Annotated in this window: 21 protein-coding genes and 1 riboswitch; of the genes, 12 read left to right on the top strand and 9 right to left on the bottom strand. The window is 60.9% G+C overall.

What is annotated here, in order from left to right; all coding sequences use genetic code 11:
• Window positions 1–1,017: a hypothetical protein gene (locus tag ACRRNM_RS10390; protein ID WP_435628149.1), complete on the top strand. Its 1,017-nt coding sequence runs from the start codon at window positions 1–3 to the stop codon at window positions 1,015–1,017.
• Here the strand turns inward: ACRRNM_RS10390 and ACRRNM_RS10385 are convergent.
• From ACRRNM_RS10385 to ACRRNM_RS10375, 3 genes are all read right to left on the bottom strand, one after another.
• Window positions 1,014–1,928 carry a glycosyltransferase family 2 protein gene (locus ACRRNM_RS10385; protein WP_435628148.1) on the bottom strand — a complete coding sequence of 305 codons (915 nt, stop codon included), beginning with the start codon at window positions 1,926–1,928 and terminating at the stop codon, window positions 1,014–1,016. The genes ACRRNM_RS10390 and ACRRNM_RS10385 overlap by 4 nt on opposite strands.
• A 16-nt stretch (window positions 1,929–1,944) precedes the next feature.
• Window positions 1,945–3,204 carry an O-antigen ligase family protein gene (locus tag ACRRNM_RS10380; protein WP_435628147.1) on the bottom strand — a complete coding sequence of 420 codons (1,260 nt, stop codon included), beginning with the start codon at window positions 3,202–3,204 and terminating at the stop codon, window positions 1,945–1,947.
• Between the two features lie 62 nt (window positions 3,205–3,266).
• Window positions 3,267–5,420 (bottom strand): glycosyltransferase family 4 protein, encoded by a 2,154-nt coding sequence (locus tag ACRRNM_RS10375; RefSeq protein WP_435628146.1) that lies wholly within the window; start codon window positions 5,418–5,420, stop codon window positions 3,267–3,269.
• A 114-nt stretch (window positions 5,421–5,534) separates the two neighbouring features.
• Between ACRRNM_RS10375 and ACRRNM_RS10370 the strand changes: the two genes are divergently transcribed.
• Both ACRRNM_RS10370 and ACRRNM_RS10365 read left to right on the top strand, forming a co-directional pair.
• The gene (locus ACRRNM_RS10370; RefSeq protein ID WP_435628145.1) at window positions 5,535–6,521 is read left to right on the top strand and encodes a class I SAM-dependent methyltransferase; all 987 of its coding nucleotides are present in this window, start codon (window positions 5,535–5,537) and stop codon (window positions 6,519–6,521) included.
• Between the two features lie 12 nt (window positions 6,522–6,533).
• Window positions 6,534–7,373 (top strand): glycosyltransferase family 2 protein, encoded by an 840-nt coding sequence (locus tag ACRRNM_RS10365; protein WP_435628144.1) that lies wholly within the window; start codon window positions 6,534–6,536, stop codon window positions 7,371–7,373.
• Between the two features lie 3 nt (window positions 7,374–7,376).
• On the opposite strand, the gene ACRRNM_RS10360 is transcribed toward ACRRNM_RS10365, so the two are convergent.
• From ACRRNM_RS10360 to ACRRNM_RS10350, 3 genes are read right to left on the bottom strand one after another with little or no spacing between them, the layout of a single operon-like run.
• A complete protein-coding gene (locus ACRRNM_RS10360) occupies window positions 7,377–8,129 on the bottom strand; it encodes a glycosyltransferase family 2 protein (RefSeq protein ID WP_435628143.1) in 753 nt (250 codons plus the stop codon).
• Window positions 8,126–9,967: a polysaccharide biosynthesis protein gene (locus ACRRNM_RS10355; RefSeq protein WP_435628142.1), complete on the bottom strand. Its 1,842-nt coding sequence runs from the start codon at window positions 9,965–9,967 to the stop codon at window positions 8,126–8,128. Before ACRRNM_RS10355 ends, ACRRNM_RS10360 begins: the two co-directional genes overlap by 4 nt.
• A complete protein-coding gene (locus ACRRNM_RS10350) occupies window positions 9,957–10,898 on the bottom strand; it encodes an MraY family glycosyltransferase (protein WP_435628141.1) in 942 nt (313 codons plus the stop codon). Before ACRRNM_RS10350 ends, ACRRNM_RS10355 begins: the two co-directional genes overlap by 11 nt.
• A 158-nt stretch (window positions 10,899–11,056) precedes the next feature.
• Here ACRRNM_RS10350 and waaC point away from each other — a divergent pair, with 158 nt between their 5' ends.
• From waaC to ACRRNM_RS10310, 8 genes are all read left to right on the top strand, one after another.
• On the top strand, window positions 11,057–12,046 hold the full coding sequence (gene waaC / locus ACRRNM_RS10345) for a lipopolysaccharide heptosyltransferase I (RefSeq protein ID WP_435628140.1): 990 nt from the start codon (window positions 11,057–11,059) through the stop codon (window positions 12,044–12,046).
• On the top strand, window positions 12,040–13,311 hold the full coding sequence (gene waaA / locus ACRRNM_RS10340; RefSeq protein ID WP_435628139.1) for a lipid IV(A) 3-deoxy-D-manno-octulosonic acid transferase: 1,272 nt from the start codon (window positions 12,040–12,042) through the stop codon (window positions 13,309–13,311). The genes waaC and waaA overlap by 7 nt, the downstream gene beginning before the upstream one ends.
• An 80-nt stretch (window positions 13,312–13,391) precedes the next feature.
• Window positions 13,392–14,621, top strand: a complete 1,230-nt coding sequence (locus ACRRNM_RS10335) for an HD-GYP domain-containing protein (RefSeq protein WP_435628138.1) — start codon at window positions 13,392–13,394, stop codon at window positions 14,619–14,621.
• Between the two features lie 41 nt (window positions 14,622–14,662).
• Window positions 14,663–14,747: riboswitch (S-adenosyl-L-homocysteine riboswitch) on the top strand.
• Between the two features lie 24 nt (window positions 14,748–14,771).
• The gene (gene ahcY / locus ACRRNM_RS10330; RefSeq protein ID WP_435628137.1) at window positions 14,772–16,175 is read left to right on the top strand and encodes an adenosylhomocysteinase; all 1,404 of its coding nucleotides are present in this window, start codon (window positions 14,772–14,774) and stop codon (window positions 16,173–16,175) included.
• Between the two features lie 97 nt (window positions 16,176–16,272).
• Window positions 16,273–16,632, top strand: a complete 360-nt coding sequence (locus ACRRNM_RS10325; protein ID WP_435628136.1) for a phage holin family protein — start codon at window positions 16,273–16,275, stop codon at window positions 16,630–16,632.
• A 7-nt stretch (window positions 16,633–16,639) separates the two neighbouring features.
• Complete coding sequence (gene metF / locus ACRRNM_RS10320) at window positions 16,640–17,476, top strand: methylenetetrahydrofolate reductase [NAD(P)H] (protein ID WP_435628135.1); 837 nt, start codon at window positions 16,640–16,642, stop codon at window positions 17,474–17,476.
• A gap of 143 nt (window positions 17,477–17,619) precedes the next feature.
• A complete protein-coding gene (gene yegQ / locus ACRRNM_RS10315) occupies window positions 17,620–18,960 on the top strand; it encodes a tRNA 5-hydroxyuridine modification protein YegQ (RefSeq protein WP_435628134.1) in 1,341 nt (446 codons plus the stop codon).
• 12 nt (window positions 18,961–18,972) lie between these two features.
• On the top strand, window positions 18,973–19,419 hold the full coding sequence (locus tag ACRRNM_RS10310) for a YhcH/YjgK/YiaL family protein (protein ID WP_435628133.1): 447 nt from the start codon (window positions 18,973–18,975) through the stop codon (window positions 19,417–19,419).
• A gap of 4 nt (window positions 19,420–19,423) precedes the next feature.
• Here the strand turns inward: ACRRNM_RS10310 and ACRRNM_RS10305 are convergent, their stop codons facing one another.
• The 3 genes from ACRRNM_RS10305 to ACRRNM_RS10295 form a co-directional block, all read right to left on the bottom strand.
• Window positions 19,424–19,930: a hypothetical protein gene (locus tag ACRRNM_RS10305; protein ID WP_435628132.1), complete on the bottom strand. Its 507-nt coding sequence runs from the start codon at window positions 19,928–19,930 to the stop codon at window positions 19,424–19,426.
• 79 nt (window positions 19,931–20,009) lie between these two features.
• Window positions 20,010–20,870, bottom strand: a complete 861-nt coding sequence (gene ttcA / locus ACRRNM_RS10300) for a tRNA 2-thiocytidine(32) synthetase TtcA (RefSeq protein WP_435628131.1) — start codon at window positions 20,868–20,870, stop codon at window positions 20,010–20,012.
• Window positions 20,871–20,882: 12 nt separating this feature from the next.
• Window positions 20,883–21,623 (bottom strand): pteridine reductase, encoded by a 741-nt coding sequence (locus ACRRNM_RS10295; RefSeq protein ID WP_435628130.1) that lies wholly within the window; start codon window positions 21,621–21,623, stop codon window positions 20,883–20,885.
• Window positions 21,624–21,678: 55 nt separating this feature from the next.
• Between ACRRNM_RS10295 and ACRRNM_RS10290 the strand changes: the two genes are divergently transcribed.
• The gene (locus tag ACRRNM_RS10290; RefSeq protein ID WP_435628129.1) at window positions 21,679–22,833 is read left to right on the top strand and encodes a class I SAM-dependent methyltransferase; all 1,155 of its coding nucleotides are present in this window, start codon (window positions 21,679–21,681) and stop codon (window positions 22,831–22,833) included.
• The last annotated feature ends 5 nt before the right edge of the window (window positions 22,834–22,838 follow it).

Genomic DNA, 22,838 nt, shown 5'->3' with positions numbered 1-22,838 from the left:
ATGAGGCACGCCAAACTCTTTTCCATCCTCGTGTCCGCAATCGTGATCGGTTACGGTGCGATCGGCTATTACTTCCTGCCGATGGCCGGCTTCGAGGGCGATCTCACCCGCCTCGGGATGCTGCCCGAATCGCAATTCGGCTGGCGCAAGCCACGGCCCGCCATCGACCCGGCGCTGATGCGGCAATCCTCCATGCAGGAGGCGGACGTGCTGGTCATCGGCGACAGCTTCTCGGACGGCCGCGTATGGCAGACAGTCCTGACCCAACACGGCCTGAAGGTGCGCACTGTGCACTGGGACAGCATACGCGCGATCTGTACCGACTTCATGCCCTGGTTAAAAGCGCAGGGATTCAGGGGGCAATTCGTGGTGCTGCAGATCATCGAACGCAACATTCCGGAAGGACTGGAAAAGTTTACCGCTTGCCAACACATGGATACCCATACCAATGTATCCGCCGACAGGCCGCGCTCCCCTCCTGCCGTGTCATTTGACCCGGATCACAGCAATCGCAGCGGCCGTATCTCGATAGGCATCCAGGCTGCACTGAGTTTCAGGGAATATGAAAAACTGAGCGATACCCCGGACTTCAGATTGGTTGCACTGCCGAATGGCGCCAAAATTGCGCGCATAAAGAATGGTTGTGAATTGTTCAGCCACAGGCGCTGTAACGACACGCTATTCCTGGGCGAGGACAAAGAGGGGGAGATGGATGGCAGCGTGTTGAGCAACATCGAAAAACTCAATGCCCGCCTGGGCGGCATTACGCCGATCTGGGCGTTAGTGCCGAACAAGTCCACGGCCTATCTGTATCCCGGCAAGCAATTCTGGAACGAGGCGGAACGGCGCTTCGGAGCACCCAACCTGTTGCGCATGACGCAACAGGCCATCGACAGAAAAACCGTCGATCTTTATCCCGCGAACAACACGCACTTCTCGACGGTTGGCTATCTGCTGATGGGAGAGGAAATATTCAAGACCATACAAAAGGCACAGCATACCGGGAGCTTGCACTAACTCCCCCGGCTCCACTTGCTGCGCCCCGGCGCAGGATCCCACGCCTCGATATCCTCCAGCGGGTAGTTGTAGCGCAAGGCGTAACCCACACGGCGCAACTTGCCCAGCCAGGAAGCACGCACACAGTTGTCCGGATTGCCTGCCGGCCTGCCGCCATCCGGCCTGCGCAGCGCCGCCAGATAGAAACGGTAAAACTCGATCTGCGTGATGCCCCACTTCATCACGAAGATGCGCCCGCCCAGGTTATGCCTGATGCGTTCGGTGCTCTTGCAGCCGAAATGGTAGAAACGGCTGCCGCCGACGACGCGGTAGTTGCGGCAGCCCGCCACCCAGAACTTCATGAGCAGATCGTCGTCGCTGCTCATGCCCGGCGAAAACTCCAGGCTGTATCCGCCGACCATACCCCACCATTTTTTGTGAACGAGGGTGGGCTGTGAAGCGGAGCCCTCCCTGTCGCCGCGGGTATCCGCCAGATAGCCCTGCAAAAACTTCGCCTCGTCGAATGTGGCCGGCGATTCGCCGAAACTCTGTTTGATGATGATATCGTTGCCGCCGTTCTCCGGCTGGATGAGCGTGCCGAAAAACAGCGCAAGGTCACTGTCCGCCGATTTAACCGCCTCGGCGAAAGCCGTATCCCAGCCAGGCGCGGCGACCATATCATCGTTCATATACAACACCCAGTCGTGCTGTGCCTGAGCCATCAGATGGTTCACCGATAGGCAAACACCGACGTTCCTGTCCGACTGCGTGTATTTGATGCCCTGCGATTTCACCCATTCAAGCGAGCCATCCGAACCGTCGTTCAGGTGCACGATGATCTCGTGCTCGAACCTCGAGTGTTTTTTCAGACTCTCGACGCAAAGCCTCAGATAGGGCAGATTGTTCCAACTCGGGATGACGATGCTGAACATGTATTCCCCTCTCGAACTAGGGCTTGGCGGACAGTTCGCCGTGATGAACGTTGTAGCAAGCCGCCAGCAGCACAGCAACGGTAAAGCCATAGAAGGCAGTGGCCATGGTCAGATTCAGGAATTCCACCGTCAGGCCGAACACGAAAACACCGCTCACGAAAACCACCCCCAGAATACCCGACCGCCGGATCGGGGCCGACCCGGATTTCGTTGCGAGCCAGAATAATCTCAGCGGGACGAGAAAACTAGCAAGAATGGCAACCAGCCCCAATATTCCCATTCCAACAGTCTTTGCCAGAATATCGTTGTGCACCTCACCTTGCCCTAACCGGCCTGCATCCGGCGTGAGCTTCTCTGCTTCTACCATCGGCCGCATCTCTGATGCAAAGCCTTCAGGCCCGACACCCACGAACGGATGGCGATAAAAAACATCGACGGCCGCCTTGTAGAGTTGCCACCGTATACCTGTTGAAGTGTCCCGATTCCCCTGTTCGAAGGCTCTAATATCATTGGCAAACTGATTCACGCGCTGATGAAATGTATCGATAGCGAAATAGCTAGCCGTCATGGCCAGCACTGCAACTAACAGGCTGATCTTTATCGTCTTCAGAAAACCCTTGCCCACGCTGAAATAAAAGAAAAACCCGATGAACAGCGGAATCGCCAGCCAACCGCCTCTCGATCCGGAGCCAAGGGATGCCCATACGCCTGCGATGCCGCCCAGTATCTTCAACACGCGCAGCGCCGGGGCATCCCGCCCGAGCCAATTCAGGGAAAACAGTGACAGCATCCCCAGTATCAGTTCAAGGTCACCGAAATGTATCTTGTCCAGCGTAGGGCTGATCAGCCAGCCCGCATAATTCCTGAAGGCCATAATCAAGCCACCAATGGCACCGAGCGGAAAAGCGTATTGCAGCAGGCCCATCACCCGCAAAGGGAGGCGCTGCAACAACAGGAAGATCGGTATAGCCAGCCAATAACGCGAAGCCGCGTCATGGGGATGCGCAGTAATATTCTTGTGGGCAATTTGGCTGGCAAGAATGGTAAATGACAGCAAAAACATGGCCGCCACATAGGCTGTCCATTCCGGTTTCCATGCTACGGCATTCATGCCGGCAGGGCGAACCATCCAGGTCGAAAGGGCAAGCAACAGCATGAACAGAAACACAGCGTTCATCCCCCCCTTCACCGTCAGCATCAGGGCTGGGTAGACCAAAAGGAGCAGTGCTGTAGTCTTTTCGACAAAATGGAAATAATAAGAGCGCTTGGTGTTCATCGGTTCACAATGGGCTGATTGCATATTGATCGGGGCAAAGTGCCAACTGACCCCATGGATTGTCAAACGGGGTTTCCCACCGATGCTCCCTGTTTTCTGGAAAGAACATCCTCATAAAGATGCTCCATATTCGCCGCCAGCCTCTCCCAATCGTGGGCCGATGCGGTTTGCGCCGCCGCAATTCCCATTGCTTCCCGCCGTGCCTTGTCCGACAACCGGGCGATGCACTCTGCGGCAGCATCCACATCCTGTGGTGCGGAAATGACAAATCCGTTGACTCCTTCTTCTACAAGGTCTTTTGCCCCGACGTTTGAACTGACAATGGCAGGCAGCCCGGCGGCCATTGCTTCCAGCACCACCATACCGAAGGTATCAAACTTGGAAAGCATGATGAATATATCCGCCGCCCGGTAATAACGCTCCAGCCCTTCAACCTGTGTTCCGGCGAAAGCCACGGATTCGGCCATACCCAGCGATTGTGCCTTCTTGCGGTACTTATCCTCATCCCCCCTTCCCACCACCAGGAGCCGGATATTTTTCTCTTGCCCCTCGGTTCGAGCTTGGGCCAGCGCTGCGATGATGGTGTCCAGCCCCTTGACCTCAAAATTCATCCCGACAAACAGCAGGAGGATGTCCGATGCACCGATTCCATAGCGCCCTCTGATATCAGCGCGGCAAGCGGTGCGATCCGGCACTAGGAAACGCGCAACGTCAACGCCGGGATGGGCTATTTGCCAATGACCGGGCAGCGTTGCATATTCGTGGCGGAATGCATCCATGGCAATGGAGGATACGGGGAGGAACCAGGATGATGCACCGCCTTTTATTGCGCGCCGCTCGACGGCACTCAACGCATAATCGTAAAGGCTGGGGCGTCCGTTCCGTACCTTCCTGACCCAGTAGGCGTGAGGTATGCCGTGCAGGGAAAATATATCTGCATTGAAAATCCAGTGGTGGGTATGCACCAAATCAAAATTCATGCGATCTATCTTCCGCTTTACATACCAGGCGAAAAACAGCGGGCGCAGGAAACGAGGAAAGCGGACGGTTGGCACCTTGTGAAACTCGATCCGGTCCGAATTGACAATCCACCGGTTTGCAAAGACATGCATTTCGAAGTTTTCATTCCGTGCCAGGCGCCCGGTAATTTCACTGACGAAACGCTCTCCGCCGCCGATCAACCCATATTTTGGTACGACAACGGCGATCTTTCGCTGCGTCCGGCTAATGGCATCCGTATAAATTGCTGCGGACTCCTGCGCGACTGTCTCCCATTTGCGCACGAAGGGTGGTGCGGCTTCCGTCCGATCCAGTTGCTCCATAACCGCCCGCACCCATCTTTCCAGCGATTCGTCCAGCGACACAACTTCCCCTGCCTGTGCATCCACCTGCGCTGCCGCACCGCAGGCATCGGACACCACCACCGGGACACACGCCGCCATCGCCTCACTGATGACCATGCCGTAAGGCTCGACTTTCGCCGGATGCAGCAACACATCGATCTCATTGAAATGTAAAGAGTTGCAACGCCAGCCGAACAACCGGAAGCCGCCTTGCCAGCCGGAAAACAAGTGCCGCACATTCCGCTCATCGGGACCGATCACCCACAACTCGAGGTTCGGCCGTTCACGGCGCAATTGCGCGGCGATCTCGGCCGCCAACGGCAATCCCTTGCGCTGCCACTCTCTGCCGACGAAGCCGATGATGCCTCCGTCCCTGGGCACGGTGCGCAGCGCCCTCTCGGTGTCGCACACCGCGCCGGGCATAACCGGTTCGGTGAGTTTGTGCGCATACTCCGGATAGTAGCGCGCCAACTGGCGCGCAATGATCCCGGAATTCGGCACAATGTGCCGTGCCGCGCGCAACGCGCGCCGCTCCATATAGAGATGCATCGCCACGCGCAGTGAAGCCATTTTCCACCAGGGCTTCTCGCGCACCGAGGCGAATGGCTGTCCATGGAGAGTGGTGAGGTGGTGCACCCCGACGCGTTCGTGGCTATGGATCAGCCAACCGGGTTGTGGGTGCGCACGCAGCCATTTTTCAACGCGCCGCCCGAAGCGCCAGTAATAGAGCCAGCGCGGCCGATAAATCATCGTGCCAAATTCATGCACCGTTATCCCTTGCGGTTTTTCGGCGACGCAGCATTCGCACAACACCTGCACCTGATGCCCGAGTTTCACAAGCTCGCGTGTCGTCTCCCAGACGTAGCGTTCCATCCCGCCCACTGGCCCGTAACGCCTCACGATGTGAATTATTTTCATCCTGCCTCTAAAATAATGGGGTGCCGTTATAGAATGTACGCGTTGAATCATCCGACCGACAACCCAAATATGAATAGTATAGCAAGTGAGCCGCGGCCTTTATGCAACCTGTGCGGCTCGGCGGGCGAATTTGCACAGACCGGCATCACCGACCCGGACGGCAATCTCGGCGGCTCATGGGGTTTCCGGCATTGCTCCAATCCTGCCTGCGGCGCGTGTTGGCTGGACCCGGCACCGCCGCCGCACGAGCTCTGGAAGGCATACACCACCTATCACACACACACGCGCAAATCCGGCAATCGCCTTACCGGGGCCACGCTCAGTCTGGTACACCGCTTTATCAAGCTTGGCTTGCTACCCCTCTGGATCACCAACGGACTGAAACGCGAGGCCGATTATCTGCGCTACATGACGCTGAAGCATGAGCCGCCCGGCAAGCTGTTGGACGTCGGCTGCGGAGGCGGGCGTTTCCTCAATCGGATGAAGAAGCGCGGCTGGCAGGTAGAGGGGATCGATTTCGACGCACAGGCGATCGAGAAGGCCATTGCGCGCTACGGCATCAAGGGGCATGTCGGCGATCTGACGCAATGCGCCTTGCCATCGGACAGTTTCGATGCGATCACCATGAGCCAGACCATCGAACATCTGCATGATCCCTATGCCGCGCTCGCCGAAAGCCTGCGCATCCTGAAGCCCGGCGGACTGCTGGTGATGACCACTCCCAACGTGGAGAGCATCGGGGCCGGCGAATTCGGCGCATTCTGGCGCGGCTGGGAGCCTCCAAGGCATCTGCACCTGTTCTCCGTGGAATCGCTACGGCTGCTTGCGCAACGCGCCGGCTTCGAGGTGATCGATGCCCGCACCTACTCGGCCGGTTCCGCCGTGGTGTATCGCGTGAGCCGCTCGAACCGGCAAAAACAAACCGGCAAATTATCCTGGCTGGATGAATTGGGCCTGCTGGCCTGGGGTTACCGCAAGGAGTTGCAGGAATACCGCGCGCAGCAATCCAGTCCGCATACCGGCCAGAACGTGCTGATCCGTACGCGCAAACCATAACCGGGCAGACAAATGTTCTCCATCATCATCCCCAGCTGGAACAACCTTGCGCTGCTGCAACTCTGCATACGCAGCATCTGGCAGCATTCCGCCTACGCGCACCAGATCATCGTGCATGTCAACGACGGCAGCGACGGCACGCTTGCCTGGGTGCGCGAACAGGGCATCACGCACACCCACTCTCCTGAGAACATCGGCATCTGCCTGGCGGTAAACGAAGCGGCGATGCATGCCGCGCAGGATTACATCCTGTATCTGAACGACGACATGTACTGCTGCCCCGGCTGGGATCAAGCGCTGGTCGACAAGCTCGGGCGGCTGGACACCGATTTGTTCATGCTCTCCGGCACCATGATCGAGCCGCGCGATACTCGCAATCCCTGCGTGATCGTGCGCGATTACGGCAGCGACGCGGATACTTTCAACGAAGCGGGGCTGCTCGAAGAATTGCCGCAACTGCGCAAGGCCGACTGGTACGGTGCGACCTGGCCGCCCACGCTGGTCAGCAGGCGCTGGTGGTTCAAGGTGGGCGGATACAGCAGCGAGTTCTCTCCCGGCATGAGCAGCGACAACGATTTTTCCATGAAGCTGTGGCACGCGGGCTGCCGCATCTTCCTGGGCGCGGGCGATTCGCTGGTCTATCACTTCCAGTGCAAATCCACCGGCAAGGTAAAGAAGAACGACGGCGGCAGGCAGTTCCTGAACAAGTGGGGGATGCGCCAATCGGTTTTCGACCGCTATTACCTGCGACGCGGAATACCCGCCCAAGGCTTGCGTCTGGAAGAGCCCGAAGATACCCGCGAGTTGCGCTGGCAATTGCTGCGCAGCAGATTGAAGCGCGCGCTGGGCTAGCGGCTATCGGGAGGCGGCGCGCAACGCCTCGAGTTTGCGGTATTTCAGATAGGTAGTGCGGGCATTCATGCGTGCGATGCTCAATCCGGCGATTCCATCCAGCACCCCCAGCCGCAAGACATAGGTGCGCACGAACGCCCAGCCGGCGCGCAGGGCGGCAGCCAGCCAGGTGGACCGTTTCCCGGATTGAAACATCTGTTGTGCGGCGGCGGCGGAATAATGCTCCACCTTGCGCTGCACGTCATCCGCCGTGAGATAGCTGTAATGCAGCAGCGGATTTTTCAGCCTGTCCGTCCGGCCCGTCAGCAGCACGCTCTCGTGCACCAGACTATCCGAAAACCTCCCCGCTCCGCGCTTGAACAAGCGCAGCACATAGTCCGGATACCAACCGGAATGGCGGATGAATTTGCCGCAGAATTGCGACAGACGCGGCAAATAGAATCCCTGCACACGCCCCTCGTTCATGGCCTGTATCAATTCGGCGCGCAGCTCCGGCGTAACGCGCTCGTCCGCATCAATCGAGAACACCCAGTCCTTGCTCGCATAGCCAAGGGCACGGTTCTTCTGCGGCCCGAAACCCGGCCAATCGGGGTGCACATACACCTGCGCCCCCACCTCCTTGCAGATGCTCACCGTATCGTCGGTACTGCCGGCATCCACCACCACGATCTCATCCGCCCACGACACGGACTGCAGGCAATCGCGTATGTTGGCCGCCTCATTTTTGGTGATGAGGACGATGGAAAGAGAGGTCATGGCTTATGGCCGTTCAGCGCCGGCCGATACTCCGGCACCCAATCCTGCAGCGCGGCGCGCACCTGCTCATCGGGCATGCCGGGCAACTTGGCCCAATCCAGCAGATTCCCCAGCCAGGCCGCATCGGCTTGCCGTGCCTGGGCGATGCGCAGCTTGGGATGCGGCGTCAACAAAGTATGCTCGTTATCCGCCAGCAGCTCCTCGTAGAGTTTCTCGCCGGGGCGCAGCCCGGTAAACTCGATCCTGACATCCTCTTCGGTGAAGCCGGAGAGACGGATCAAGTCCTTGGCCAGATCGACGATCTTCACCGGCTCCCCCATATCCAGCACGAAAATCTCGCCACCCTGCCCCATCAGCCCGGCCTGCAACACCAGTTGCGCCGCCTCGGGAATGGACATGAAATAGCGGGTGATCTCGGGATGGGTGACCGTGACCGGCCCGCCTTGCGCAATCTGTTCGCGGAACTTGGGGATCACGCTGCCGTTGCTGCCGAGAACATTGCCGAAGCGCACCATGACGAAGCGCGTATCGCCGGATGGCTGCAACGCCTGGCACACCATCTCCGCGAGCCGCTTGGAAGCGCCCATCACGTTGGTCGGATTGACCGCCTTGTCGGTGGAAATCATCACGAATTTTCCGACGCCATGCCGCTGCGCCGCATGCGCCACCGTCCAGGTGCCCAGCACGTTGTTGCGGATCGCCTGCCATGCATTGTACTTTTCCATGAGCGGCACATGCTTGTAAGCCGCCGCGTGAAACAGCACTCCCGGCCGATGCTGCCGCATGACTTCGTCGACCCGCTCCGCATCGCGCACATCGCCCACGAGATAAATGAAATTCAAGGCGGGGAAAGCCTGCTTCATTTCCTGTTCGATGGTATACAGCGCAAATTCGCTCAACTCGAACAGTATCAGCCTCGCAGGCGCAAACCGCGCAATCTGGCGGCACATTTCGGAGCCGATCGAGCCGCCCGCACCGGTGACCATAACCGTTTTTCCGGCCAACAGGCCATGCAATCCGGCGTCATCCAACGCCACCGGATCACGCCCGAGCAGATCGTCCAGTTCGACCGCGCGCAGCTGCGATACCCCCACCTTGCCGCTCACCAGGTCGTCGAAAGAAGGCACCGTAAGCGCCTTCACATTGGCCTGGTTGCAAAGCTGGATCGCACGCTTGCGCTGCTGGTGCGAACAGGACGGCATGGCGATGATGACGCGCTCGACGCCGAAATGATTGACCCAGTGCGCCAGATCGTCCAGACGGCCCAGCACTTTTACGCCATTCAGGATGCAGCCTTGCTTGTTGGCATCATCGTCCAGAAAGCCGACCAATTGCCAGGAAGGGTTTTTTTCAAGGTCTTTTGACAATATGACCGCTGCATCGCCGGCGCCCAGCACCAGAACCGGCTCGGCAGACAACTTCATGCGTCCATACAGCCCGGTTTCCTTCCACATCCGGTACAGCACCCGGCTGCCGCCCATAATCAGCATCAGCAACAACGGGTCCAATATCAGCACCGAGCGCGGCACCACCATATCGCTGCGCAGCATCCACAGCACAAACGGGATGACTATTGCCGCGAACAGCACTGCCAGCACGATGCGGCGCAAATCGTTGAGGCTGGCATATCGCCACATGCCGCGATACAAACCAAACCCCCAGAATATTGCCATTTGCAGCAGGACGATCCACAACAGGTTGTATTTTATTTCTGCGGTAAAATCCGGTGGCACCTCGAAATTGAACCGGAGCAGATACGCACCGATCAACGCAAATGCCGCCGCCGCCGTATCGTGCAGGATAGCCAGCGCGGTACGAGCATTCGATTTACGCAACATCGGCATTCTCCTGTTTTGCCCGATACAGATACCAGCGCCAATCGATCCACATCATCAGCCCTGAATAAATTACGGCACACCAGATCAGCAGATAGGCCTGCCCATGAGCATCCAGGCCAATCCCCCACAAAGCAGATATGCCAACCAGCAACATCAGCGCATATTCGGCGAATGCGGTGTTGCGGTGCCCCCAGCCCATCTGCACAAGGCGCTGGTAATAGTGGCTGCGATGCGCCTGGGAAAGCTTTTCGCCGCGCCGCATGCGCTTGAACAGCGTCATGGTCGCGTCGGCCGCAAACGGTGAAAACACCAGCAGCGGGAACCAGAACGGCCAATACCCGGCCTGCCAGCCCGACACACCGAATACGGCGGCAAGGAAACCCAGCGGAATCGAACCGGCGTCGCCCATGAATACCTTGGCCGGATGAAAATTAAAAACCAGAAAACCTGCCGCCGCCGACACGACCGAAAAATTCAGCAGCGCGAACATCTCGTTGCCAGTCAGCCATGCGCCAATCCCGTAGCTGCCGAAACCAAACAATGCCATGCCGCCCGCCAGCCCGTCCGAACCATCCATGAAATTGTACAAATTGGTCATCCACACGACGAACAGCAATACAGGAATGAACCACAGCAACGGTACGCCGGCACCCGCCAAGGCGACCAGCGCAGCAAGGAAGTGGCCGGCAAGGCGCGTTTGCGGGGAGAGGCCGCGTACATCATCCAGCAGCGACAGCGCGAACAAACCTGCTGCGGGCAATGCAATCCACCACGCCAGGAACTGCATCAGCAATGCCCAGCTTGACAATATTCCCACCATCAACGCGATGCCGCCAACCCGCGGAATCGGGACACTATGCAGCGAACGCTCGTTGGGTATATCTCGGACAATAGCGCCGGTTTTGCTCGTCATCAGAATGAATGTCAACATCAGCGTCACCAGTGCGCTAAGCAGTGGAACATAATACGTCATGCCATTTACCGGAAATCAGGGTGGCGCATTTTAGCATCACCGTCAGGGAACCATGCCCTTCCTCAAGCCGCACCGCATCCTATAAGATGCGAACCACCCGAAACCACGACTCTCCTATGGCGCCTCTTTTTGCCGACATACAAACGCCGCATATCCTGCTGGTCAAGACCTCGTCGCTGGGCGACGTGCTGCACAACCTGCCGGTGGCCAGCGACATCGCGCGCCGCTACCCGGACGCGCAGATCGACTGGCTGGTGGAGGAAAGTTTTGCCGCGCTGCCCAGGCTGCACTCGGCGGTACGCAACGTCATCCCGGTTGCGGTGCGGCGCTGGCGCGGCAAGCTGCTGAGCGCCGCCACATGGCGCGAAATCGCGGCATTTCGCAGCACGCTGACAGCACAACATTACGATATTGCAATCGACACGCAGGGCCTGCTCAAGAGCGCTTTGCTGATGCGCGGCGCACGCGGGCTGCGCTGCGGCTTTGACCGGAACAGCGCACGCGAGCCACTGGCATCCGGCCTGTACCAGCAGACTTTTCAGGTCGCGAAGGGGCAGCACGCCGTCGAACGCAACCGCCAGCTCGCCGCGCAGGCGCTCGGTTATACGCTGCAAGAACGAGCCGATTACGGCATCCGTCCGCCCGTCCTCGCACAACCTGTCTGGCTCGTGGAAGGCGCTTACGCCGTGCTGCTGCACGCTACCAGCCGCGCCGACAAGCTGTGGAACGAGGCAAACTGGATCGCGCTGGGGCATTACCTGCATGAGAAAAATATCCGCTGCGTTCTACCGTGGGGCAGCGAGGCGGAACAGGCGCGCAGCCTGCGCCTCGCCACGGCGATTCCCGATGCGGTCGCGCCGCCGCGCCTGAACCTGAACGAGGCGGCCGCCTTGCTCGGCGGCGCACGGGCGGTGATGGGCGTGGACACCGGCCTCGCCCACCTCGCGGCGGCACTCGGCGTGCCCACCGTCGGCATCTACACCGCTACCGATCCGGCGCTCACCGGCCTGTACGCGGGGCGATGTGCCGTCAATCTCGGCAATGCCGGCCACGCACCGGATGTCGCCGCCGTCATCGAGGCGCTGCAAGGAATGGCGGCATGCTGAACCCGCGATTTTTTTACACCCTCACGCTATGGCTGCTGTTGCCGTATATCTTCCTGCGTCTAGCCTGGCGCGCGCGCAAACAGCCGGAATACCTGCGCCATGTCGGCGAGCGCTTCGGCTTTTATCCCGCGCAGAGCGACCGGCCGATCATCTGGCTGCACACCGTTTCGGTAGGCGAGACGCGCGCCGCACAGAGCCTCATCGCGCGGCTCCGCACAAGCTACCCCGACCACCAGATCCTGCTCACCCACACCACGCCGACCGGGCGCGCCACGAGCGAGCAACTGTATGGCGACGATGTGCTGCGCGTGTATCTGCCCTACGACTACCCGTTTGCGGTGAACCGGTTCCTGAATCATTTCAAGCCGCGGCTCGGCATCCTGATGGAGACGGAAATCTGGTTCAACCTGATCCATGCCTGCCGCGAGACCGGCACGCCGCTGCTGCTGCTGAACGCGCGCCTCTCGGAAAAATCGGCGCGCGGCTATGCACGATTCGCGCGGCTGACCCGCGACGCGCTGGGCGAACTCGCCGCCGTTGCCGCGCAGACCACCGACGATGCCGCGCGCCTGGCCGGCCTCGGCGCAAAAAATGTTGCCGTGACCGGCAACCTCAAGTTCGACATCGAGCCGCCGCCCGCGATGCTGGAACTGGGCAGGCAATTGCGCGGGCAGTTCGGCGCATCGCGCAAGGTGTTCCTCGCCGCGAGCACCCGCGACGGTGAGGAAGCCTTGCTGCTCGACGCGCTGCAGCAGGTGCAGATCCCCGGCCTGCTGCTGGTGATCGTGCCGCGCCATCCGCAGCGCTTCGCGGAGGTCGCCGCTCTGCTGGAACGGCACGGCATCCCGTTCCGGCGCCGGAGCGAAATGGAGCAGGGCAGCGCTATCCCGCCGGAAACCGGGGCGGTGCTGGGCGACAGCATGGGCGAGATGTTCGCCTACTACGCCGCCGCCGACCTCGCCTTCGTCGGCGGCAGCCTGCTGCCCTACGGCGGACAGAACCTGATCGAGGCCTGCGCGGCCGGCGCCCCGGTGCTGATCGGCCCGCACACCTACAATTTTGCCGAGGCGACGAGGCTGGCAATCGCCGCCGGAGCGGCAATGCAGGTGCAGGATGGCGGCGAACTGGCCAGCGAAACCCGGCGCCTGCTGGACGACCCGGAAGCGCTGCGCGAAATGCGGCAATGCTGCGCCGGGTTTGTGGCGTCCAACCGCGGGGCGACGGACAAATCGCTGCAACTCATCGCCTCGGTTATCGACGGTTGATTCGGCAGTTGATTTGGCTGTTCAATAACCCTGTTTTATAAGCTAGAATTCGCCCTATCCTCCGACACATCGAGACATCCGTGCTGATACGTATCCATGTCAAACAACTGCGCCTGGGCATGTTCGTCCATGAGTTGTGTGGCTCGTGGATGGATCATCCGTTCTGGCGTGGCGCCTTCCTGCTGGACAACCCCAGCGACCTGAAAACCCTCCTCGCAACCGGCCTCAAGGAAGTATGGATAGACGACGCCAAAGGTTTGGGCGTCGCGGACGGAGAAGACGAGAAAGCGATCGCGGCGGAAGTCGAAACCACGCTTGCACAGGCCGATACGGCCATCAAGACAATTCAGCGCGTCGATGTCGCTCAGGAAGCCGCACGTGCCATCAAGATCTGCGCCAGATCCAAGCAGGCCGTTTCCTCCATGTTCAGGGAGGCGCGCATGGGCAAGGCGCTGAGTTCCGACGACGCACTGCCCATCGTCGAGGAAATCTCCACCTCGGTGATGCGCAATCCCGGTGCATTGATCGGGCTGGCGCGCCTCAAAAACAAGGATGATTACACCTACATGCATTCGGTCGCAGTGTGCGCGCTGATGGTGTCCCTGGCGCGGCAACTGGGGCTCGACGACGAGCAGGTGCGCCAGGCCGGCTTGGCCGGGCTGCTGCACGATGTCGGCAAAATGACGATCCCGCTGAGCATCCTCAACAAGCCCGGCAAGCTGACCGATACCGAGTTCGCGGCGGTGAAGAACCACCCGGTCGAGGGGCACAGGATGCTGCTGGAAGGTAACGGCATCAACCAAGCGGCGCTGGACGTCTGCCTGCACCACCACGAAAAAGTGGACGGCAGCGGCTATCCGGAGCGGCTCACGGAGGCGCAGATCAGCCTGTATGCCAAGATGGGGGCGGTGTGCGACGTCTACGACGCGATCACCTCCAACCGCCCCTACAAGAACGGCTGGGAGCCCGCCGAATCGCTGCGCAAGATGGCGGAATGGAGCAAGGGGCATTTCGACACCGAGATATTTCATGCCTTCGTCAAAAGCGTCGGTATCTACCCGATCGGCTCGCTGGTCAAGCTGGAATCCGGTCATTTGGGCGTAGTCATCGAACAAAGCGGAAAATCGCTGCTCACCCCGGTGGTCAAAGTGTTCTTCTCGATCAAGTCCAACGCCCGGATCCCGCCGGAGATGGTGGATTTGTCGAAACCCGCCTGCAAGGACAAGATCGTCTCGCACGAAGACTCGGGAAAGTGGGGCATCCGCGACATCCACGAGCTGTGGAGCGGCATGCCCGCCGCGTCGTGGTAAGCAATCCCAGCAAAATATCCTTTTTGCGTTTATAATCCGCGCCCTCCGAGGGGTGCTGCAGCGGGTTTGATCCACATTCCCCCGTCAGGCTCGGAGCCATAACTGTTTCAACGGCACCCATTCATTAACTTTTTATGAATGGAGTGCTTCATGAACGCCACGTTTACCGATTACAAAGTCGCCGACCTGTCCCTCGCCGCCTGGGGGCGCAAGGAAATCGCCATTGCCGAGACCGAGATGCCCGGCCTGATGGCGATCCGCGAGGAATTTGCGAAGAGCCAGCCGCTCAAGGGTGCGCGCATCACCGGCAGTCTGCACATGACCATCCAGACCGCCGTGCTGATCGAGACGCTCACCGCGCTCGGCGCGCAGGTGCGCTGGGCATCGTGCAACATCTTCTCCACGCAGGACCACGCCGCCGCCGCAATTGCCGCAGACGGCATCCCGGTGTTCGCGGTCAAGGGCGAAACGCTCACCGAGTACTGGGACTACACCCACCGCATCTTTGAATGGGCGGATGGTGGTTATTCCAACATGATCCTCGACGACGGCGGCGATGCCACCCTGCTGCTGCATCTCGGCGCCAGGGCCGAGAAGGACATCGGCGTGCTGGCCAACCCCGGCTCCGAGGAAGAACGCATCCTGTTCGCCGCGATCAAGGCCAAGCTCGCCACCGACAAGACCTGGTACTCGACGCGCCTCGCCCAGATCAAGGGCGTGACCGAGGAGACTACCACCGGCGTGCACCGCCTGTACCAGATGCACGAGCGCGGCGAGCTGAAGTTCCCCGCGATCAACGTCAACGACTCGGTGACCAAGTCCAAGTTCGACAACCTGTACGGCTGCCGCGAATCGCTGGTGGACGGCATCAAGCGCGCCACCGACGTGATGATCGCGGGCAAGGTCGCGCTGATCGCCGGCTACGGTGACGTGGGCAAGGGCTCGGCGCAGGCAATGCGTGCGCTGTCGGCGCAGGTATGGGTGACCGAGATCGACCCGATTTGCGCACTGCAGGCCGCGATGGAAGGCTACCGCGTCGTGACCATGGAATACGCCGCCGACAAGGCCGATATTTTCGTCACCTGCACCGGCAACTTCCACGTGATCAACCACGACCACATGGCGAAGATGAAAGACCAGGCGATCGTCTGCAACATCGGCCACTTCGACAACGAGATCGACGTCGCCTCGATCGAGAAGTACCAGTGGGAAGAAATCAAGCCTCAGGTGGATCACGTCATTTTCCCGGACGGCAAGCGCATCATCATGCTCGCCAAGGGCCGCCTGGTGAACCTCGGCTGCGGCACCGGCCATCCGTCCTACGTGATGTCCTCGTCGTTCGCCAACCAGACCATTGCGCAGATCGAACTGTACACCCGCACCAAGGACTATCCGGTCGGCGTGTATACCCTGCCCAAGCATCTTGACGAGAAGGTGGCGCGCCTGCAGCTGACCAAGCTGAATGCGCAGTTGAGCGAACTGACCGACCAGCAGGCCGCCTATATCGGCGTGCCGAAGAACGGCCCGTACAAGTCGGAGCATTACCGCTACTAGTATCCGGTAACCGTTCGTGCCGAGCTTGTCGAAGGCCATTTATGATTCGACAAGCTCGGCACGAACGGCCTTTGACGCCGAACCTGGAAGGAGATCGATGAGACTGCTGCTGATCTGGGTGTTGAACGCGCTGGCTCTGCTGGCTGTGGCGAACTTCGTGCCGGGCATCCATCTGGACAGCTTCGTCGATGCGATGATCGCCGCGTTCTTCCTCGGATTGGTCAACACGCTGATCCGCCCGCTGTTGCTGCTGCTCACGCTGCCGGTTACGCTGCTTACCCTGGGGTTGTTCATCTTCGTCATCAACGGCCTGCTGTTCTGGTTCGTCGGGTCGGTGCTGAAAGGTTTCGTCGTGGACGGCTTCTGGCACGGCGTGCTCGGTGCGGTCCTGTACAGTATTTTTTCGTGGGCGCTGTCCGCAGCCGCCGCACAAGTCATGAGGCCACGCAATGATTAGGAATGGCATGAATAAACCGCTTTACAGCTTCGAATTCTTCCCACCGCAAACTCCGGAAGGCGCGGAAAAGCTCGCCGCCGCGCGCAAGCAACTGGCGGCGCTCGGCCCGGACTATTTTTCCGTCACCTACGGCGCAGGCGGCTCCACGCGCGAGCGCACCCTGGAAGTCGTGCAGCAGATCAAGGCCGAGGGACTCGAAGTCGCGCCGCACCTGTCCTGCATCGGCTCGACGCGAGAGAGCATCCGCGAAGTCCTGCAGACCTACAAGCAGCTCGGCATCCGGCGCATCGTCGCGCTGCGCGGCGACCTGCCCTCGGGCATGGCGACCGCCGGCGAATTCCAGTACGCCAACGAACTGGTGTCGTTCATCCGCGCGCAGACCGGCGAGCATTTCCACATCGAGGTAGCGGCCTATCCGGAAGTCCATCCGCAGGCCCGCTCGGCGCGCGACGACCTCGCCAACTTCAAGCGCAAAGCCGCGGCCGGCGCGAACTCGGCGATCACCCAGTATTTCTACAATCCCGACAGCTATTTCCATTTCGTCGATGAATGCCGCAAGCTCGGCGTCACCCTCCCCATCGTGCCGGGCATCATGCCCATCGTGAAATTCTCGCAACTCGCGCGCTTTTCCGACGCCTGCGGCGCGGAGATCCCGCGCTGGGTACGCAAGACACTGGAAGGCTACGGTGACGACAACGAGTCGGTGCAGGCCTTCGGCCTCGACGTGGTCACACTGCTGTGCGAGAAGCTGCTCACGGGCGGCGCGCCGGGGCTGCACTTCTACACGCTGAACCAGGCCGGGCCGTCGCTGGAAATCTGGAAGCGGCTGGGACTGTCAAGATAAACCCCGCTCACCACGAAGCACACGAAGGTCACGAAGAAATGCGTAAGAAGTTTCCACAATTTGGCTTGCTCGACAGATGAGCACATCCGGTCTCGTAAATCTTCGTGTTCTTCGTGTCTTCGTGGTGAAATGTTTTTAAACTAATGATGAAATCCCCCGAACTTCTCCTGCCCGCCGGCACGCTGGAAAAAATGCGCACCGCCTACGCCTTCGGCGCGGACGCGGTGTACGCCGGACAGCCGCGCTATTCCCTGCGCGCGCGCAACAACGAATTCCAGCTCGAAGAACTGGCCAGCGGCATTCAGGAGGCGCACGCGCTCGGCAGGAAGTTCTACGTCGCCAGCAACCTGATGCCGCACAACGCCAAGCTCAAGACCTACTTGGCTGACATGCAGCCGGTCATCGCGATGCGGCCGGACGCACTCATCATGGCCGACCCCGGCCTGATCGCGATGGTGCGCGAGCGCTGGCCGGAGGCGGAAGTTCATCTGTCGGTGCAGGCCAACACCATTAACTATGCGGCAGTGAAATTCTGGCAATCGCTGGGCCTCACACGCGTGATCCTGTCGCGCGAGCTGTCGCTGGACGAGATCGAGGAGATCCGCCAGGAGTGCCCGGATATCGAACTCGAGGTGTTCATCCACGGCGCCCTGTGCATGGCCTATTCCGGTCGCTGCCTGCTGTCCGGCTACTTCAACCACCGCGACGCCAACCAGGGCACCTGCACCAACTCCTGCCGCTGGGACTACAAGGTGGACAACGCGATCGAGGGCGGCACCGGCGACATCCAAAAAATTGATTTCGACTTCGACAAGGCGCTAAGCGAAAGCGCGCTGTCGTCCTGCGGCAGCCAGCCGCGCCACCCACTCGCCGACCGCGCCTACCTGATCTCGCGCCAGGATCACCCGGACGAGCTGATGCCGGTGCTGGAAGACGAGCACGGCACCTACATCATGAACTCCAAGGACCTGCGCGCGGTGGAGCATGTCGAACGGCTGGTGAAGATCGGCGTGGATTCGCTGAAGATCGAAGGCCGCACCAAGTCCATCTACTACGTCGCGCGCACCGCACAGGTATACCGGCAGGCGATCGACGACGCGGCCGCGGGCAGACCATTCAACTACGCACTGCTCGGCGCGCTCGATGCGCTCGCGAGCCGCGGCTACACCGATGGCTTCCTCGAACGCCACCATACCCACGAGCACCAGAACTACATGCAGGGCCACTCCGAAAGCACGCGCCAGCAATACGTCGGCGACATCGTGAGCTGCGCGAACGGCATCGCCGAGATCGACGTAAAAAACAAATTCCAGGTCGGCGACCGGCTCGAGATCATCCACCCTTCCGGCAACCGCATCGTCGAACTCACCGAGATGAAAAACCTCGATGGCGAAGCCGTCAGCGTCGCGCCGGGCAGCGGGCATCGCGTGCAGATACCGCTGCAGGGCCAATACCAAAATGGCATGATTGCTCGTTTTATTTAAACGGATATCCAGATGATTTTTTCCACTCTCTCCCAAGCCGACCGCTACGCCGCGCTGCATCCGCTGTTCCCGCGCGTCTTCGAATACATGCGCAACACCGACCTGCTCTCGCTCGCGCCGGGGCGTTATCCCATCGTCGATAAGCAGCTCTTCGTCATCATGGAGAGCGTGCCGGGACGCGCGCGCGAGGCGGCGAAGCTGGAGTGCCACCGCAAGTACATCGACATCCAGCTGGTGCTGGAAGGCACCGACGAGATGGGCTGGAAGGCGCTGGCGGAATGCACGCAGCCGGTGAGTGATTACAGCGAGGAGAAGGACATCCGCTTCTTCCACGACGCTGCGGCAAGCTGGATCGCCACCCCGCCCGGCGCGTTCTGCATCTTCTTCCCGGAGGATGCGCACGCGCCGCTGGTCAGCTCAGACAACATCCGCAAGGCCATCTTCAAGGTCGCGGTATAACCGCTCAGTGCGGCTTCCTGGGCACGAACGCGACCTCGCCGCGCCAGTCGACCCGCTTGCCGTTGATGTCGAAAAGCAGGTTGATTTTCGCCTTCCTGAAACTCTCTCTGGGCCTGGGCGCACCGCCGTGCCGCGCGAGCTCGATCCAGCTCTCGCCGGCGAAATCCGCCTGCAGCTGAGAATTAGGCGCGATGGGTGAGTCGGCCTGCGGCAACTGCAGGTGATCGGGAAGGTTCCGCCGGTCCAGCACGCGGATGAGCCGCACCGATTCGCCGCCGGTGTTGACGTAGGTGCTCTCGTCCCACAGCAGGTTGATCGTGACCGGCAGGGTATTGCTCACCTTCACGCGATAGAACGCGCCGTCCTGGAAACTGACAGCGACCGGCACCTTCTCGATGGGCCTGAGAACGGTCACGACCTGGTCATAGACGGTTTCTTGTCCGGCGTGGGGAAACACCGAGCAGCCCGCGACTGCCAGTAGGGCAACAGCGATACAAGACCTGATTCTCATATCCCTCCCTTTGTATGAGCGATACTCCCGGCCGAGCCGCCCGGCTCGGCAAGCATGTTACGCTTGCCGGCCAGCCGTCCTAACAGCTCGTCTCGTCATCGAAAGCGATGTCGCCTTCCGCCACCTTGTCGCCAATCTTGAGATTCTTGAAATCGAACAGGCCGCTATCCAGCAGGTGCGAGGGCTTGACGCTCTGCATTGCGGTGAAGATGGTCTGGCTGCGCCCCGGATACTCGAGCTCCCATGCGGCGAGCATCTTCTTGACGTTCTTGCGCTGCATGTTTTCCTGTGAGCCGCACAGGTTGCACGGGATGATCGGGAATTCCATGCCGCGCGCGTAGCGGGCGATGTCCTTTTCCGCGCAATAGACCAGCGGACGGATCACGATGTGGTCGCCCTTGTCGGTGACCAGCTTCGGCGGCATCGCCTTGAGCTTGCCGCCGAAGAACATGTTCAGGAACAGCGTCTCGATCATGTCGTCGCGGTGGTGGCCGAGCGCGATCTTGTTAGCACCGAGTTCGTTCGCAACGCGGTAGATGATGCCGCGCCGCAGCCGCGAGCACAGCGAGCAGGTGGTCTTGCCCTCGGGGATTTTTTCCTTGACGATGGAATAGGTGTCCTGGTTTTCGATGTGGAAATCCACGCCGATGGACTTGAGGTACTCCGGCAGCACTTCTTCAGGGAAGCCCGGCTGCTTCTGGTCGAGGTTCATCGCGATGATGCGGAAATCGATCGGCGCGCGCTTGCGCAGGGTGAGCAGGATATCGAGCAGTGCATGCGAGTCCTTGCCGCCGGACAGGCAGACCATCACCGTGTCGCCCGCTTCGATCATGTTGAAATCTGCGATCGCCTTGCCGACCTGATGCTCGAGCCGCCCCTTGAGGCGGTTGAAGTTGGTCGAATGGCGCTCGAAATGGATGGGTTGTGCAACGTCGTTCATGATGATTCCAGGTTAAATGTTGATGCTTCTGCCGCCATCGATGGCGATGACTTGTCCGGTCACGTAGGGCGCATCCTGGACCAGGAAGGCCACGGTCCGGGCGATGTCGTCCGGCTCGCCCTCGCGCTTGAGCAGGGTATGCGCGACGATCTTGCGGCGCAACTCCACGTCCTCCCATGCCTGTCCATCCGGCCACACGATCACGCCGGGGGCGACGGCGTTGACGCGCACCTGCGGCGCCATTTCCTGCGCCAGCGCGCGGGTCAGCGCGACCAGCCCCGCCTTGGCGACGCTATACAGCAGATGCCCCTGCATCGGCCGCTCGGCGTGAATGTCCGCAATGTTCACGATGCAGCCGTGACTGCTGCGCAATTCGTCCGCCGCAGCCTGCGCGAGGAACAGCGGCGCGTGCAGGTTGGTGCCGAGCAGGTCGTGCCACTGCCGCTCGTCCACCTCCGCGAGTGGCGTGGCGTAGAAACTCGAAGCGTTGTTGACCAGCACGTCCAGCCGCCCGAATTTTTTGACGACCTTGTGGACCAGCTTCGGCAGGGCATCCAGGTCGAGCAGGTCGACCTGAAATGCAGCCGCGCTTTTCGGGCGCAGCTCGTTCAGCTCGTCCTGCAAGGCCTGAGCCTCCTTCTCGGAACGGTGATAATGCACGGCGAGCTCCGCGCCCGCCGCGTGCAGGCGGCGGCAGATCGCCGCGCCCACGCGCTTCGCCCCGCCGGTCACCAGCACCACTTTGCCTTGCATCGCCTGTTCCATTAGACTCGCGCTCCACTCTCAAGCTCGCGAATTATACCCGACCATGCCGCTTCAACTACCGCCCCCCAGCCCGGAAGCCGCGCAGCACAGCGCCCGATTAGGCGACTTCATCCGCCGCGACATTGCCGAACAGGGCGGCTGGATCACCTTTGCGCGCTACATGGAACTGGCCCTGTATGCGCCGGGGCTGGGCTACTACACCGCGGGGGCGCACAAGTTCGGCGAGGCGGGCGACTTCGTCACTGCGCCGGAGCTGTCGCCGCTGTTCGGCCGCACCCTGGCGCGGCAGGTTGCGGAGATCATGGCCGCGAGCGCGCCGCAGATTCTGGAGCTGGGCGCGGGCAGCGGCAAGCTCGCGGCGGACCTGCTCGGCGAACTGGAGAAGCTCGGCAGCCTGCCGGAGAGCTACGCCATCCTCGAAGTGAGCGCCGACCTGCGCGCGCGCCAGCAGGCCTTGCTGCAGGAGCGACTGCCGCACCTGATGGAGCGGGTGCGCTGGCTGGATGCGCTGCCGGAAAAATTCAGCGGCATGGTCGTCGCCAACGAGGTGCTCGACGCCCTGCCGGTGCATCTGGTGCACTGGCAGGACAGTGCGCTGGCCGAGCGCGGCGTCGCCGTCGGCGACAACGGTTTCGTCTGGCAGGAGCGCCCCATCGCCGACTCCGCCCTGCTGCATGCCGCGCAGCAGATCGCCGTGCCGGACGATTATGTGAGTGAAATCTGCCTCGCCGCACGCGGCCTGATCAACAGCTTGGCGGGCTGTCTGGAAAAAGGCGCGCTGCTGTTCATCGACTACGGCTTCGGCGCGCGCGAGTTCTACCACCCGCAGCGCAACCGCGGCACGCTGATGTGCCACTACCGCCACCACGCACACGACGATCCGTTCTATCTGCCCGGCCTGCAGGACATCACCGCGCACGTGAACTTCACCGACATTGCGGAATGCGGCATCGATGCCGGGCTGGAGCTGCTCGGCTACACCTCGCAGGCGTTCTTCCTGCTGAACTGCGGCATCGCCGACCTGCTGAAGGATACCCCGCCGGAAAACCTGCGCGACTACCTGCCGCTCTCGGCGCAGCTGCAGAAGCTCACCAGCCCGGCGGAGATGGGCGAACTGTTCAAGGCGATGGCCCTGTGCAGGGGGATGGCCGGACCGCTATGCGGCTTCGCGCGCGGCGACCTGACCCGAACGCTGTAGCCTCC

It is taken from the genome of Ferrigenium straubiae (genome assembly GCF_051257895.1).
Lineage (GTDB): Bacteria > Pseudomonadota > Gammaproteobacteria > Burkholderiales > Gallionellaceae > Gallionella > Gallionella straubiae.
Note: the sequence above shows the minus strand (reverse complement) of the source record. Positions and strands in the feature narration are given on the sequence as shown.